The sequence below is a fragment of the Microcystis sp. M109S1 genome (assembly GCF_020247025.1).
Lineage (GTDB): Bacteria > Cyanobacteriota > Cyanobacteriia > Cyanobacteriales > Microcystaceae > Microcystis.
In genome coordinates this window covers 1-14,464 of the sequence record NZ_JADBRW010000142.1, presented here as the reverse complement: position 1 = coordinate 14,464, position 14,464 = coordinate 1, and the positions used below count along the sequence as shown (strand labels likewise).

The 14,464-nt window shown below is 42.1% G+C and carries 13 protein-coding genes and 2 pseudogenes; 7 read left to right on the top strand and 8 right to left on the bottom strand.

Translation table 11 applies throughout. The features are described from left to right. The 5 genes from IM322_RS06725 to IM322_RS06705 all read right to left on the bottom strand — a co-directional run. Positions 1-514, bottom strand: a 514-nt coding sequence (locus IM322_RS06725) for an RNA-guided endonuclease InsQ/TnpB family protein (RefSeq protein WP_287713155.1), incomplete at its 3' end; no start/stop codon positions are given. A gap of 57 nt (positions 515-571) precedes the next feature. Continuing rightward, complete coding sequence (gene argH / locus IM322_RS06720; RefSeq protein WP_287672617.1) at positions 572-1,987, bottom strand: argininosuccinate lyase; 1,416 nt, start codon at positions 1,985-1,987, stop codon at positions 572-574. A gap of 169 nt (positions 1,988-2,156) precedes the next feature. After that, positions 2,157-2,360, bottom strand: coding sequence for a hypothetical protein (locus IM322_RS06715; protein ID WP_052277410.1), 204 nt, complete (start codon positions 2,358-2,360; stop codon positions 2,157-2,159). A gap of 60 nt (positions 2,361-2,420) precedes the next feature. Then, positions 2,421-3,032 (bottom strand): class II aldolase/adducin family protein, encoded by a 612-nt coding sequence (locus tag IM322_RS06710; RefSeq protein ID WP_287672619.1) that lies wholly within the window; start codon positions 3,030-3,032, stop codon positions 2,421-2,423. A 7-nt stretch (positions 3,033-3,039) separates the two neighbouring features. Further along, positions 3,040-3,363, bottom strand: a complete 324-nt coding sequence (locus IM322_RS06705) for a hypothetical protein (protein WP_287672622.1) — start codon at positions 3,361-3,363, stop codon at positions 3,040-3,042. 279 nt (positions 3,364-3,642) lie between these two features. Here IM322_RS06705 and IM322_RS06700 point away from each other — a divergent pair, with 279 nt between their 5' ends. Both IM322_RS06700 and IM322_RS06695 read left to right on the top strand, forming a co-directional pair. After that, entirely contained in the window at positions 3,643-4,536 is an 894-nt protein-coding gene (locus IM322_RS06700; protein WP_287672624.1) for a ferritin-like domain-containing protein, read from the top strand. Between the two features lie 163 nt (positions 4,537-4,699). Further along, entirely contained in the window at positions 4,700-5,764 is a 1,065-nt protein-coding gene (locus IM322_RS06695) for a pentapeptide repeat-containing protein (RefSeq protein WP_287672629.1), read from the top strand. A 78-nt stretch (positions 5,765-5,842) separates the two neighbouring features. Here the strand turns inward: IM322_RS06695 and IM322_RS06690 are convergent, their stop codons facing one another. Next, the gene (locus IM322_RS06690; RefSeq protein WP_287672625.1) at positions 5,843-6,574 is read right to left on the bottom strand and encodes a Uma2 family endonuclease; all 732 of its coding nucleotides are present in this window, start codon (positions 6,572-6,574) and stop codon (positions 5,843-5,845) included. 206 nt (positions 6,575-6,780) lie between these two features. On the opposite strand from IM322_RS06690, the gene IM322_RS06685 reads away from it, so the two are divergent. Further along, positions 6,781-7,458, top strand: a complete 678-nt coding sequence (locus IM322_RS06685; protein WP_287672626.1) for an alpha/beta fold hydrolase — start codon at positions 6,781-6,783, stop codon at positions 7,456-7,458. A gap of 19 nt (positions 7,459-7,477) precedes the next feature. Here the strand turns inward: IM322_RS06685 and IM322_RS06680 are convergent, their stop codons facing one another. Then, positions 7,478-8,110, bottom strand: coding sequence for a response regulator (locus tag IM322_RS06680; protein ID WP_002737320.1), 633 nt, complete (start codon positions 8,108-8,110; stop codon positions 7,478-7,480). A gap of 514 nt (positions 8,111-8,624) precedes the next feature. Between IM322_RS06680 and IM322_RS06675 the strand changes: the two genes are divergently transcribed. From IM322_RS06675 to IM322_RS23660, 4 genes and pseudogenes are all read left to right on the top strand, one after another. Next, a complete protein-coding gene (locus IM322_RS06675) occupies positions 8,625-10,862 on the top strand; it encodes a sensor histidine kinase (protein WP_287676363.1) in 2,238 nt (745 codons plus the stop codon). 23 nt (positions 10,863-10,885) lie between these two features. Further along, positions 10,886-12,397, top strand: coding sequence for a glycosyltransferase family 39 protein (locus IM322_RS06670; RefSeq protein ID WP_287676362.1), 1,512 nt, complete (start codon positions 10,886-10,888; stop codon positions 12,395-12,397). 549 nt (positions 12,398-12,946) lie between these two features. Beyond that, positions 12,947-13,948: a pentapeptide repeat-containing protein gene (locus IM322_RS06665; RefSeq protein ID WP_287676360.1), complete on the top strand. Its 1,002-nt coding sequence runs from the start codon at positions 12,947-12,949 to the stop codon at positions 13,946-13,948. Positions 13,949-13,974: 26 nt separating this feature from the next. After that, positions 13,975-14,167, top strand: a pseudogene (locus IM322_RS23660) (hypothetical protein). 48 nt (positions 14,168-14,215) lie between these two features. On the opposite strand, the pseudogene IM322_RS06660 reads toward IM322_RS23660, so the two are convergent. Beyond that, positions 14,216-14,464: pseudogene (locus IM322_RS06660) on the bottom strand (Rpn family recombination-promoting nuclease/putative transposase); the annotation flags it as partial.

Sequence of the window (14,464 nt, the reverse complement as noted above, 5' to 3'; positions counted from 1 at the left end):
TAATCGTTGGGTCATCAAATCTTCTTGAAATATGCCAGCGTCCAGAAGGATGTAATCTGACTGTTACTGTGCTTGGTTCACAGCTTTCTGGTATTTGTCTTGACCATCGAATAGGTAAAGGTTCTGTGCATTTGGCTAAATAGATGTGTTTGTCTTTGAACTTAAAAGCAGATTTGGTAAATTCGGCACTTCCTCCTTGATGTTTTTTCTTAAAGTTAGGATACTTAGTACGACCAGCAAAGAAATTAGTGAAAGCTGTTTGTAGGTGTCTTAACCCTTGTTGTAAAGGTACACAGCTTACCTCATTGAGAAAGTCTAATTCTTCTTGCTTTTTCCACTCGGTCAACATTGAAGAAGTTTCAGTATATCCTACTCTTTCTTGTCTTTCATACCAAGCTTGTGTTCTGAGATGGAGAGCTTTATTGTAAACTAATCTTACACAGCCCAATGTGCGCCGCAATAGCGACTCTTGTGTTGGTGTGGGGTAAAATCGAAACGAATAGGCTTTCTCCATATCTCACATTCTAGCATATATCGTGTAAATGCGCTAGTATTTAACAGTAAAGCCAACCTAGAACGGCGGGGTTTCAGACGCAAATTTTCGATGATCGAGAATGGCTTTAGCTTGAATTAAAGCCGATCGCACTTGTTCAAAACCTGTGCCACCATAGCTATTACGGGCTGCTACCACCTGACGAGGGGCGATCGCGTCGTAGATATCGGCCTGAAAAGCTGGATGTAATTCTTGCCATTCGGTCAGGGTTAAATCTTTCAATAACTTACCGGCTGCCAAACTGCTTTTAACGACTTTCCCGACTAAATTATAAGCTTCTCGGAAGGGAATCCCCTTACTGGCTAAATAATCCGCCACATCCGTCGCATTAGAAAAATCTTCCGCCACCGCGTTAGCTAATCGGTCGGTTTTAAATTGAATCCCGGTGGCTAAAAGTACCGTCATCGCTTGCAAACAAATCCGCACGGTTTTAACGCCATCAAATAACGCCTCCTTGTCCTCCTGCAAGTCTTTGTTATAGGCTAGGGGTAAACCCTTCATTAAGGTCAATAACGCTTGTAAATGCCCAAAAACCCGCCCTGTTTTGCCGCGCACCAATTCGGGAACATCGGGATTTTTTTTCTGGGGCATAATGCTAGATCCCGTGGCACAACTATCGGTGAGAGTGATAAAACTAAATTCTTGGGAAGACCAGAGAATTATTTCTTCGCTCAAACGGCTCAGGTGTACCATAATCAGACTAGCGGCCGTCATGAATTCAATGGCAAAATCCCGATCGCTAACTCCATCGAGACTATTGTTGTACACCTGCTCAAAATCGAGTAAATTGGCGCTGTAATGACGATCGATCGGAAAAGTCGTCCCCGCTAAAGCGCCACATCCTAGGGGCGAAATATTAGTCCTGGCGCGAATTTCTCCTAATCTTTGGTGATCCCGTTCGGCCATTTGAAAATAAGCGAGGAGATGATGGGCTAAACTAATCGGTTGGGCGCGCTGCAGGTGGGTATAACCGGGGATCAGGGTTTCCAGATGGTTTTCAGCGTGATTGACTAAAGCTTGCTGAAAATTGCGAATTTCTTGCCTAATATCATCGATTTGTTGTCTAAGATACAGACGAATATCCGTTCCTACCTGATCGTTTCGCGAACGGGCCGTGTGCAGTTTTTTGCCCACATCTCCCACGATCTCGGTTAAACGACGTTCTACGGCAAAATGCACGTCCTCTTGATCGATGCCGGGGTTAAAGTTGCCGGTGCGGTATTCTTGACGAATTTGTTCCAATCCAGAGACGAGACTATCAGCTTCTGTGGGGGTGATAATACCCGTATAGGCGAGCATTTTAGCGTGAGCGATCGATCCGGTGAGATCATACTCGATTAATTCGATATCAAAGCCAATACTGGCGTTAAATTCTACGATCGTAGGATGGAGACTACCTTCAAAGCGATCGCTCCAAGTTTTCTTTGCTGTCACTGTTTTCGTTAGATTATTGTGGATAAAGTTAACCAAAATATGCTGGGCAGTTTTTAGGGATAATCCGGTGCTGATAGCATTACCGCTTCAGGTTAGAAAAATCTCCAACTCTACAAGCATAAGAATAGCAAGAATTGCTCACTCTGGCTGAAGGCTGATAGGCGAAAAGCTAATAAGAAGTAAAACCTCGAAACATATAACCGACAATCAAACCGATTAATAAGGCCCATGCTTGCCCAGTTTTGACGAAATTTGAGAAGGATTTCTGGACATTCCCGATGATATCCACGTCTTGCTCCGAAATAGTCATCAAGACATTGGTAAGGGGCGAAAAGTCGATCGAGACAGATAGATGATGGAAGATGTCGATCACGATAGAATTCCTCAAAGACGAAAATCTACAGAACAAGTTAACACAAAGAGGAGGTCAATTTCAAGATGATTGAAATTGCTGGTAATAGGATAATAATAAATTGCCCGCTTTTGCTAAATCTTGACCAAAGGCGATAATTCCTTCTTCATGACCACTCATCACTAAAATTTGTTGCTCCTCTAGACGATCTTCTTGACATAAACGGATAATTTCTGCGGCCATTTCTGGGGTTCCATAGGCGATATTTTCTTGAGTGGTCGGCACGCGATACATCAAATTTTGCCACAGGGGGCGATGGTGAATATGAATTACCCCATTAATCTGGGGATTCGCTTCATAAATTGCTCCATGGGTGAGAGTTTCCGAAGAAGCGGCAATTGTTCCCCGACAAGTGACCCGATTTTCTTGCCAATCGTAGTCTATAACTGTGGTGTAATGGGATTCATTTAATACTGGGATTCCCCCGGTGTTAGTGCCAGAAATCATAATTTCTTTGTCTATTTTTCCTCGTTGACTCACATTCCCAAAACCGATTCCGTTATCGTATTGACCGATTAATCCCAGTTGATAGAGGCGATTGCGCCAATAATTTAATTCTGCAATCTCTGAGCTTGCTAAGGGACGGTCAGGAATCCAAGTACAATTGTATTTAACGTAACCTTCATCAATCATATATTTTTCAAAAATATTCAGGATAATTTTGACACACTTTCCGCACAAAGTCCTGGAGAGGATAGGAAATATTAGTGATATAATTATCTTTAATGACTTGGGAGAATAGGGGTAAAACTTCCGTGTCTAAGGCGGGTTTAAATAATTCCATCGGCAGGATTAAATCGGAACCTTCCCGCACATCAATTGTCTCAAAATTGCCGGCTAAAATTAACCAAAGAGGACGCACCCAAAGAGCCGAACGACTTTCGATCACCTGAATTACTTCTCCGTATAAAGTTCGATTTTTGCAGAATAAACTAACAATTTGATGGGGAGTAAATGTGTTCATAGACAATTCTAGTTTTCCTCGATAAGCTAAGACGCATTTTAACCGCTTATTCTTAGATTAGCCGAATCTCCCCCCAATCTCTTTACTCTTGCAAGAGCCAACAGTAAAGAGTGTCTCATCTCAACAAGCAATTTAAATGCGCGGGCAGCTTATCTTTCACTGGTCACTGATTACTGTTTACTGATCACTGAAAAAAGCTTGCCACTTGCCGCTCCCTTGCCAGATTGGGAAAAAACTCCGTTAGAATACGGGAAGCCGTTTACAAAACGATACAAACTCATGACCGTTGCTTACCCTCGCAAATTCAAGAAGACGATGAGCGCTCGCGACATCATGAAGCGTGTCATTAGCGATCGCGAAATTCATCTTGTCACCCTCAACCGCTACCGCTACAACGAACAACGTAGCTGTAAAGACCTGACCGAACTGATCGAAACCTTAGACGGACAACCGAAAGAACTGATACAGGAGCTTTCCCACCACGTCGCCGATGAGGCGCGCCATGCCTACTGGTTAACCGATTTATTGATCGAATTGGGGGCCGATGTGGGGAAACCGCCGGGGTTGTCCTATATCGACGAATTTGAACGTCTTCTCGATCAAGATCAATTCCAAGGCGAAGAACAAAGGGAAGATAGACTGATTGCAGCCCTAGCGGCAATTAACGTCACGGAAAAACGGGGATGCGAATACTTTGCCGCCCATATCTATGCCCTCAAGGAAGGGGAACAAACCCCAGAAAATCTGAAAATTCAGGAAACGATCGCCAAAATCTTTCCTGAAGAAGCGGGTCATGTGCGTTGGGGCAATCGTTGGTTAGCCAAAATTGCCCAAAAAAGCCCCGAACATCGGCAAAAAGTCGAAAAAGCTAAGGCCAAATACTCAGCGATCGAACAGGCCGCCTATGAATCGGGTATGGATATCACCCTGGGGGCAGAATTGCGCCGCGTCGGTCATTTAATGGAAATCGCCGCCACTATGCCGCTTTGGGAACGTCCTCAATATCTGATGGAACGTTTACCCCAATCCCTTCTCGACCCGAAATTACAATTATTCCGGGTAGAAGCGGCTCAAAAAGCCTGGAATCGTGATCCACAAATGTTTATGGAACGCTTTTTGCCGATGTTTTTTAATGCGGACGGCAATATCGGCAAAAAAGAGAAAGTCAACTAATTTAACCTTGATTTTCAGGGGCAATCGTTCAGCGATCGCCGAAGAAATGTTCATCGAGGATCGAGAAAATCGGCTATTGTTTTAAATAGGGGTGAGTTCTCGGCTTTAGGGCCGGAGAAACACCACTTTTTTACTGTTTATTTTGGCTTTTCTCTTTTGGATTATGCGTCTTTTAGCTGCCTTTGATCGCTATCCCGATAGTGTATCTTTAACCCTAGAACCAGTAGCCACCGACTCGCAAAAATTTGATTTATATTTAACTTTACACCTACAAGCTCAAATTCAATCTCTCCTCGGCGGGGAAATGAAATGGGGACTGAAAGGAGGAAAATTAGATTTTGTTTTAGTTAATTGTCACCTAGTACCAAATCCTCTTTCTAGTCAAGAGTTATACATAAATCGTATTAATAATCATCAATGGCGGTTATCGTTCAAAAGTCCTCAGTCAATATTTACAGGAGCGATCAAAAGGATTAACCTAGGAACCGTGAGTGTGGAGGAAGAACCTTATCATCTGACGGTGCAATTTTCGGTGACAGCTTCTGATATCTGTATCACGGAAACATCGGGATTATGGAAACACGATATAAGCCCCAATAAACATAGTATTTTAGAGCGAAAGTTAGCATTTTTCCTGATGGAAAATCAATTTGATGCTTTTTTGAGTCGTATTTCTTTGGGGTCATCGCAAGTAGAATTAGATACTGTTCTAGTTGAACCGAAACCAGCAGCATCAGAAAATTTAGAGAAATTGCCAGCACAAATCGAGGGAATTTATGCTTCTGTTAGTGATGATTTTCTCGAACTGGCCCAATTAGCTGAACTCGATCCCCTAAGGGATTTTACTGGGGCAAATCTCCTAGCAGCGGAATTAAGTGGTATATCTTTAGGTATGGCCAATCTCTATCAAGCTAATCTGCGCGGGGCCAATTTAACCGATGCTGATTTAAGCGAAATTAATGGCAGTCATGCTAGTTTTAAAGGAGCGGATTTAAGCGGAGCCTTATTAGCTAATGCCGATTTAAGTTATGCTGATTTTTACCGTTCTAGTTTGGCTTTAGCTAATTTAATCGGCTCCAATTTAGAAGGAGCTAATTTGGTTGAAGTCAACATCACTCAAGCGAATTTTAGCGGAGCAAAAGTGAAGGGGGCAAAGTTTGCCGATAATGTGGGTATGACCGAGGAATTGCGGGAAAACTTACGCTTGCGCGGAGCTTTCTGCGATTAGTCAACTATTCAGCCTCTAAATGACACCAAATACGCTCACCGCTCACCGAAAATAGCGTTATTGAATAACAAAAGAAGATTAGAGATTTTCCTCGGTATCTATGCCCAATTCCCGCAGTTTAGCCGCTAATTTCGCCGCTTTTTGCTTTTCTTGCTGGACTTGGTTTTCTGCCTCTACAGCCCGATTTTCTGCCTGTTGTGCCGCTTCTGCGGGAGTGGGTACTAATTCACCTTCGGGGGTAAAATAGCGCAATTTATTGGCAGATAAACCCAAATATAAGCCTAATTGTTGACTCCAGAGCCATCCCTGGGCATTGGGGGTAGTCGGTTGATATTGACCGCTAATTAGGGTAAATCCTTGAAATTCTAGGCTTTCTGGGTCAAACCAAAAATAATCGGGAGTGCGAAATATATCTTGATAAATTTGTTTTTTCTCCTCTCGGTCAACTTTGGCGGTACTATCGGAGAGAATTTCGATAATTAAATTGGGATATTTGCCCTCTTCTCGCCAAACTACCCAACTTCTGCGGTTGGGGTTGGAATTTGTCCCCAAAACGACGAAAAAATCGGGACCACGGAAGAATTCTGACTTTTTCTGGTTGGGACTGTAATAGATAGTTAAATTGCCGGTGGCAAAATAATCTTCTCGCTCGCGCCACCACCATTCTAAACACTGAATTAGTAAAATAATTTGTTGTAGATGTAGGTTACTTTCCAAGGGTGGTTCATCACTCCAAAATTGGCCTTGTGGGAAGATTATCTCAGGGTTTACATGAGACTCGACTAGGGGTAAGCTTTGAGCGATAGTCATGGTTTATCCAACAGAGATAGGTCGATAACTATTATAAATGATTGAATATACTTTTTGGATGGTTATAGCACCGGCAATTGAGTTAAAAAGTTAAAATGGGCTTAATGGCTACAATGTAAGAATATTAATAGCTCTCCTGTCTAATTAATTTGTGAGAGTTAAAAAATGCTAAAAACCAGCACTTTTCGAGTTTTGTAAGAGGTCTTATGAACAGAATTAACAATATTGTTTTGGTTCACGGTTTTTGGGCCGATGGTTCTAGTTATAATCAGATAACTGCCCAGTTATTAGCCGAAGGATACGCAGCGATCGCAGTGCAAAATCCTCTCACTTCTCTAGCGGATGACGTAGCTGCTACGAAAAGAATTTTAAACCGTATCGAAGGACAATGTATTCTAGTCGGTCATTCTTGGGGGGGTACGGTAATCACAGAAGTCGGCAACGATGAAAAAGTGTCCGGTTTAGTTTACATTGCAGCGCTGGCTCCCGATGCGGGGGAGTCGATGGTAGATTTGTTTAGTGAATACGAAACCCCATCACAGTATTTTCAAGAACAAGAGGGGTTTATCTGGATTTCTCAAGAGGGAATAGAGAAGATTCTCGCCAATGATTTGCCCGCCGAAAAAGCCGCTTTAATTTATGCCACCCAAACCCCAGCAGCCGCCTCTTTACTAACAGCAAAAACCACTACAACCGCCTGGAGAAATAAGCCGAACTGGTATATTGTCTCTAGTCAAGATCAAGCCGTACCCCCAGAATTACAGTTTAATTTGGCCGAGAGAATGGGAGCAAAGACAGTGGTTTTGGCATCCGGTCACGTCCCGACTATTTCCCATGCTTCAGAGGTTTTAGAGGTGATTAGAGAAGCCTCGAATATGGGATAAGTAAATCGCCATTTTCCCCTTAAACAATACCGGAACGCAGGGCAATTACGGCCGCTTGTACTCGGTCGTCCACGGCTAATTTATTCATAATGCCCCGCACATGGGTTTTAATCGTATTGGTACTTAAATAAAGTTGTTCGGCGATTTCAGCGTTACTTTTGCCCTCAACAATTAACTTTAAAACCTCCATTTCTCGCTCCGATAAAAGTGCTAGATTGGGATTAGGTTGCACTGCCGGCGGTTTGAGATTATCCATGACTAAACGGGCAATTTGGGGGTCTAAATAGGTGGCTCCGTCCTTAGCTGCTTCAATGGCGGCCAAAAGGCGATCGAGACTCGCTCCCTTGATACAATAGGCATCAGCACCACTAGCCAGAGCTGCGATCACTTCCTGTTGGAGAGTGTGGGAAGTGAGCATGACCACATGAACATTAGCTAAACCCTCCTTAATCTGTTTAGTTGCCGCAATGCCATCGAGACGGGGTAAACCGATGTCCATGACCACTAAATCCGGCCGTAGGGATAGGGCTAATTGTACCCCCGCTAGACCATCACTCGCTTGACCGACAATCTCAAAATCCGGCTGTTCACCGAGCGCTTGTTCTAAACCTAACTGCATTAAAGGATCGTCTTCAACAATTAAAATCCGCATGATCTTTGATTCCTAACGGGAAAATGTACGGTTTTCACCCATCTGCATGAGGCAGAACTACTCCTAGTTTAGGCAATCTGGAGATAGATTAACAGTGACCAGTGACCAGTGACCAGTGACCAGTGACCAGTAAACAGTAAACAGTAAACAGTAAACAGTAATCAGTAAGGTTCTTCGTTACTTGGTATGGTTCGATCAGGGGGCAGAAATCGGCTAAATCCTTATCTGGCAAGAGACTTAATTGATTAGCTCGTTCTAGATTGAAAACAATTGGCAAAAATCGAAGCAATGTCTTTCTATATAAGGGTTTCATCCCTTATAACTCCCGTCCATTGCATAACACAAACCGAAGAACCATCAGTAATCAGTGAAAAGACAGTGGGAAACTACTATTTAATACTGCCAGCTTAATACATACTGCTCACTTAGAACTCAAATCTGATAACTGATAACTGATAACTGATAACTGATAACTGATGACTGATAACTGATAACTGATAACTGATAACTGAAAATGCTACGGATTTCATCAGATCGGTCTAAAATTGTGCTTGTTGCCCTAGTTTATCTGGGTGTTGGTTGGCTAGGCTATCTCTGCTTAAATTTAGGCTCGCGACCTGCTCCGATTTGGATGAGTGCTGGTATTGGCTTAACTGCGGTTTTTTTAGGGGGAAAAAGGCTAGTTTTAGGCGTTTTTATCGGGGATTTGCTTCTTACCTTCTTTTTAGCGGCCAGTTGGCCCATAGCTCTATTTTCGGCGCTCGGTAGCAGTTTATCGGCTCTGTTAGGGGCGCAATTCTTGCATTATCTGAGATTTTCCGCCACTTTGCAGCGCATTCGCGATATCCTTTTACTGGTATTTTTAGCGGCTTTATTAGCCTCGGCAGTCAATGCCACTATCGATACTTTTGCCCGTAGTTGGCTAAATACTTGGGATTGGCGGCAATTTGGACAGTCTTGGGGCATTATCTGGCTCGGAGATAGTACGGGTATATTAATGACCACGCCGCTGCTGTTGCGTTTTTTCTTCAATCATCACTCCTTGCGAGAACCACGGCAACCCCAACGCCTTGGCGAGGCGTTACTTTGTCTGAGTTTGCTAACGGTGGTGACTTCCGTGGTTTTTGGTGATCAACCAAATTTTCTCAACCCCGATTGGAGTATGGTGCAGTACCTCGAATATCTGCCTTTTCCTTTTGTGGTTTGGGCCGCTATGCGTTTTCAGACTTGGGGAGCGGTAATAGCGAATTTTTTAGTATCTATTTTAGCTTTGATGGGATTGGCCAAGGGAATCAGCCCTTTTATCCTACAGGCTCCCGATTATACCAGAGGTGTCTTGATCTTACAAATCTTTTTAGTCATTGTCATGTCAACTTCTCTGTTTTTATCGGCGGCGATTAGCGAAAGACAACAGATCGATCGAGCTTTAAATGAAACTTTAGAAAGAGAACATTTAGTAACACAAGTTGCTTTAAAAGTCCATCAATCTTTAGATATAGATCAGGTTTTAAATACCATTGTTGAGGAAATCAGAAATTTTCTCGATGCCGATCAAGTCTATATCGGTCACTGTCAAGAGCGGGGTTGGTCTAAGGTAATCGCTGAGTCCCGTCGTCCCGAGATTCCCTCGCTGATGGGTTGGTTTCCCGAACCAGAATTACTGGAAGAATTAGGACAATTATTTTCTTTAGATAAGTTAATTATTGCTGATAATACCGCTAAGGTGCAAACTCTGCCGACTCTCAAGGGTTATTACGAATACCTGCAAGTTAAATCCTCTTTAGTTTTACCTCTAACGGTTAATAATCAACATTTAGGTGCTTTAGTTGTCCATCAATATTCCCATCCTCGTCATTGGCAAAAAAGCGAGGTCAAATTATTAGAACAGTTAGCCACCCAAGTTTGTATTGCTATCGGCCAAGCGCAACTATATCAGAGGGTGCAAAGCTTGAATAATAATTTAGAACGGGAAGTGGCAGCAAGAACCTTGGAACTGCGGGAAAAAGTCCGGGAAATTCAGCGTTTATACGAAATGAAAACGGTTTTTTTACAGGCAGTATCCCACGATCTTCGCACTTCGATTATGGGATTAGTGATGTTATTAAAAAATTTACAGTGTCGGCAAACAGAAAAAGTAACTATCTCGCGAGCAATGCTCGATCAGGTGGTGCGTAGTTGCGATCGACAATTAACTTTAATTAATGCTTTATCAGAAAATCATTTTGCTGAAGAACGGCCTTTAATCTTGCATCGTCAACCTCTATCTTTAAAAGAACAGGTGGAAATTTGGCTCAAAGATTGGCAGAAAGATTTTGATTTATACCAAGCTACTTTTATTAATCTTCTCCCCGATGACTTACCCGCTATTGATGCTGATCCTTGTCAGCTAAGAAGTGTTTTTGAACAATTATTAAATAATGCCTTAAAACATAATCCTCCACCGATTCAATTAGCTTTAGATGCTCGTATTGACCAAGATATGCTCTACTGCACTTTAAGCGATAATGGCATTGGCATGGATGAGGAACAATGTCAACATCTTTTCCATTTATATGTAAGAAATCTTCATAATCAACACCTAACGGGAATCGGTTTAGGTTCCTACCAATGTCGGCAAATAATCGAGGCTCACTCTGGGAGAATTGGTGTAAAAAGTACCCCGCGGGTTGGCTCACAGTTTTGGTTTACTTTACCCCTTACCCATCAAAATTCTAGAGTGATTAAGCAGGAGTTAGTCAACAGTAATCAGTGATTTTTAACAGGATCGAGATAATTATGCTTACTCGTCAATCTGGGGTTAGATTTGCTTTAGGTTTATTGATTATTTTCAATATTTTCTATTTTGTCCATCTCGCCTACTATAGCTATGTTTGGCACGATGAATCTTTGGTCTTACTCCATCTTTCTGGTTACACACCCGAACAGTTAATTAACTATCTGTTCGATGGACAAATTAAATCTACAGAACAACTCTGGCAATTTCAAGGGGTTAATTCCGTGAAAGGTTTTCCTGATACCTTAGCCTCTCTTTATACTAGCTCGAATTACGATCTACCTCTCTATTATAGTTTCCTCTGGTTTTTAGCAAGGTTATCGGGCAATTCTTATCTAGTCTTAAGAGGATTTTCGGTAATTATTTGGCTTGGCATTTTATGGAGTTTTTACCATTTGGCTTTGACTTTATTTAAAAATAAAAACGCCGCTTTAATCGCCACTACACTTATCTTCTTTTCCCCTCGTTTTACTGGTTATGCTCTAGGAATTTGGGAATACGGACTATATGTTTTCTGTTCGATACTTTCTAGCTGGTTATTTCTCAAAGCTATTGATTCCTCGCAACCGAAAAAAGATTGGTTTTTCTATAGTTTATCCCTAATCGCTGGTTTATATACTCATGTTTTCTTTATCTTTGTTCTAGTAGTCCATAGCCTATATTTTCTGTTGCAGCTGAATTCTTTTAACTCTTTAACCAAAAAATACTATAGCATCAGCTTACTTGCTTCTCTGTGGATTTATTCAATTTGGTTAACCCGGATTTTTACTGGTCGATTTACTATCTTTGGATGGTCAAAAGGCAGTTTACCCCTAGAGGTACTTTGGCAAAGATGGGTAATAATGATCGCTCGTTTATTTTATAATTTTAGTTTAGCCAATCCCACCATCAACCCTATTATTGAATACTGCCTAATTATCCTCGTCATCATCTCCTTTATTTATCTGGGCAAAAAAGCCGATAAAAAAGTTTTTACCCTGATCATTCTCCTGACAATTATCCCCTTTTTCTCTCTTTTAGCGTGGGATCTAATCAGAGGATTTCGCTACACGGCTGTGGGCAGATTTTACTTACCGAGTTTTCTCGGTATGCTGCTGGCAGTTACCTTTTTACTAAGCAACGGATTACAGCAGCGCCAAGGCTGGGCAAAAATTCTCTTAATATTATTGCTAGTTTTCGGATTAATTGCCAAAATTCCCTATCCACCGCCGGCAACTAGATATGTGGGCTATGGTAGTAATATTCCCAACGCTTATACAATGATTAATCGCAGTCAAAAACCTCTAATTATTTCAGAACATTGGTTAGATACCTTGCCCCTTATCCATACTACTGATGCTAAGACAAAGTATTTATTTGTTCAGTCGAACCCTAGAGTTTCCATCCCATCCTTAAAAAATCAATTTACCGATATTTATCTCCTCAATCCTTCCCCCAGTCTCAGACAATATTTAGATGACCAGTCTATACAATTATCCCCTACGGAAAATCAAGCCTTTTGGCGAATTGATTAAAAAACCATTGACCCCTCTTGCCAAAACAGACCACAACCTGATAGACTAGATAAACCAAGGCTTCAGGGAATAGAATTGGGCAGTTCATCCCTAAGAGGGATTGACTTTTACAAAGTTTTATGCTTGCTCAACTGGAGAGTCCCCGAAATCTGGTGATTAAGAGTTTTAGCCTCTTGGCTACCGGACTGACTAAGCAGACCTAACAAATTCAACTGTATGATACCGAGTCAAGACATCGGCGAGGCAGTAGATTCAGTCAGAAAAACTGACGCACAAGACTTCTCTAATTTAATGCCTAGACCTGGCTGGCAACAAGTGGCGGGTTTAGGTAGAGACTGTTTTTGGTATTGAACCCCGATTCTTTTCGTTCTTTACCGGTTTTAGTGATTGCCAATAGGGATTTTAAGCCCGTAATTGGTTGAAAATTTCTATTTATTCGCAAAAATTCCCAGTCGCTCCCTGTACTAATCCTAGGGATCGACTTCATGATCAGTAATTTTCCCCAACCAATTCTCTGGAAATCAGCTTCCAGAACAATTTAGTTATTTTATGAGTAGCAATGCCTTAACCAATCGTGAACATCTAATCGAACTGTATAATCGAGGAGAACGCAACTTTGCGGAAGTCAGACTTAGCGGAGTCAATTTAAAGAGACAGTGTTTAAACCAGATTAACCTAAGTCATAGTTACTTAAAACGAGCCAATTTAGCCGAAGCTTGTTTAATTAACGCTAATTTCAAGGACGCTGCCCTCGAAGAAGTCAATTTAAGCAAAGCTTGTCTTATCGATGCTAACCTGACTAAAGCCGACCTTTCTGGGGCAAATTTGCGCCAAAGTAACCTAAGCGGCGCAATTTTGAGTAATACTGTTCTCAAAAAGGCTGATTTAAGTTCTGCCTGTTTAATTCACAGTAGCTTACTTTTTGCTCAACTGTTCAAAGCGAATCTCGAAGCGGCTAATCTCACCTCAGCCACTTTAACCCATGCCATGGCGGGGAAAGCTAACCTAAAACGGGCTATTCTCACTCGTGCTATTCTTAGCTCTGCTAATCTTAGCCATGCTAACTTAAAAGAGGCTAACCTAATTCGAGCCTATCTCTATCAAGCTAATCTGGAAAACTGCCATCTTCAATACGCCGACCTCAGCTATGCCGATTTGCGCGGGGCGGATTTACGGGGGGCGGATTTACGTTATGCTAACCTCGAAGGTGCTAATCTGACGGGAGCTAACCTCAATTGTAGCGATTTTGAGGGAGCTAACTTAACCGGAGCCGATTTAAGCAAAACTGACGCTAATAAAGCCAATTTTCGCCAGGCTAACTTAACCGGTTGTAATCTGCTCGGTGCTAATTTAGCCTCCGCTAACCTTTCTGGTGCTAATCTACACCAAGCGGGATTACTCTTGAGTTATTTAGTGGGAAGCAATCTTAAACGAGCTAATCTCAAACAAGCTAACTTAATTGGGGCGATTTTAACCGAAAATAATCTTCTTTCTGCTTCCCTCGAAGAAACTATTCTTCCTAACGGTAGTCGCGGTAATCTCCTTTCCTAAATAGGGTTTGCGGCAAAAAGTTTTTCGTGGGGGTAGGGTGTGGGGTATGGGGTGTAGGGTTTTACCGATTTTCAGGGGGTCAATTACCTAATTTTCAGGCAAAAAGTCCCTGAATTTTCCCCCCAATCACTCCTAGCTAGGGCACTTTTTGAGGGGAAAAAAGTCCAAAAGCCTTATCCAAAAAGGTTTTTATATTTATTCAGCCAACCCCAACTATAGTGTAAGGAAGGCTTAAACGCCTTCCTTTTTGGCTAGGGACAAAGGCGATTATGTCCCGTTTTGTATAGCTCTAACCTGTTCAACCTCTAATTCTAAGGCGGATGCGACTTGCTCAACACTTAACCCTAAGGCTAACAAACGAGGGACCGCCTCTAGTGCTTTGTTTAGTCTGCCTTGCTCACGACCTTCCTGACGCGCTTCCTCGCGCACATCTTGAAAATACTGAGTTTGTTTTAATTCATCTAAACTAAACATAGTTTCTATCTCCCGACGATTGAGAAGCGGTAACTTATAAAC

What these genes read in the sequence shown, in the direction of transcription:
- IM322_RS06665 (WP_287676360.1), top strand. Translation starts at nt 12,947, where the DNA reads ATGAGTAGCAATGCCTTAACCAATCGTGAACATCTAATCGAACTGTAT.
- IM322_RS06685 (WP_287672626.1), top strand. Translation starts at nt 6,781, where the DNA reads ATGAACAGAATTAACAATATTGTTTTGGTTCACGGTTTTTGGGCCGAT.
- IM322_RS06700 (WP_287672624.1), top strand. Translation starts at nt 3,643, where the DNA reads ATGACCGTTGCTTACCCTCGCAAATTCAAGAAGACGATGAGCGCTCGC.
- IM322_RS06680 (WP_002737320.1), bottom strand. Translation starts at nt 8,110, where the DNA reads ATGCGGATTTTAATTGTTGAAGACGATCCTTTAATGCAGTTAGGTTTA.
- IM322_RS06675 (WP_287676363.1), top strand. Translation starts at nt 8,625, where the DNA reads ATGCTACGGATTTCATCAGATCGGTCTAAAATTGTGCTTGTTGCCCTA.
- IM322_RS06705 (WP_287672622.1), bottom strand. Translation starts at nt 3,363, where the DNA reads ATGAACACATTTACTCCCCATCAAATTGTTAGTTTATTCTGCAAAAAT.
- IM322_RS06710 (WP_287672619.1), bottom strand. Translation starts at nt 3,032, where the DNA reads ATGATTGATGAAGGTTACGTTAAATACAATTGTACTTGGATTCCTGAC.
- IM322_RS06670 (WP_287676362.1), top strand. Translation starts at nt 10,886, where the DNA reads ATGCTTACTCGTCAATCTGGGGTTAGATTTGCTTTAGGTTTATTGATT.
- IM322_RS06695 (WP_287672629.1), top strand. Translation starts at nt 4,700, where the DNA reads ATGCGTCTTTTAGCTGCCTTTGATCGCTATCCCGATAGTGTATCTTTA.
- IM322_RS06690 (WP_287672625.1), bottom strand. Translation starts at nt 6,574, where the DNA reads ATGACTATCGCTCAAAGCTTACCCCTAGTCGAGTCTCATGTAAACCCT.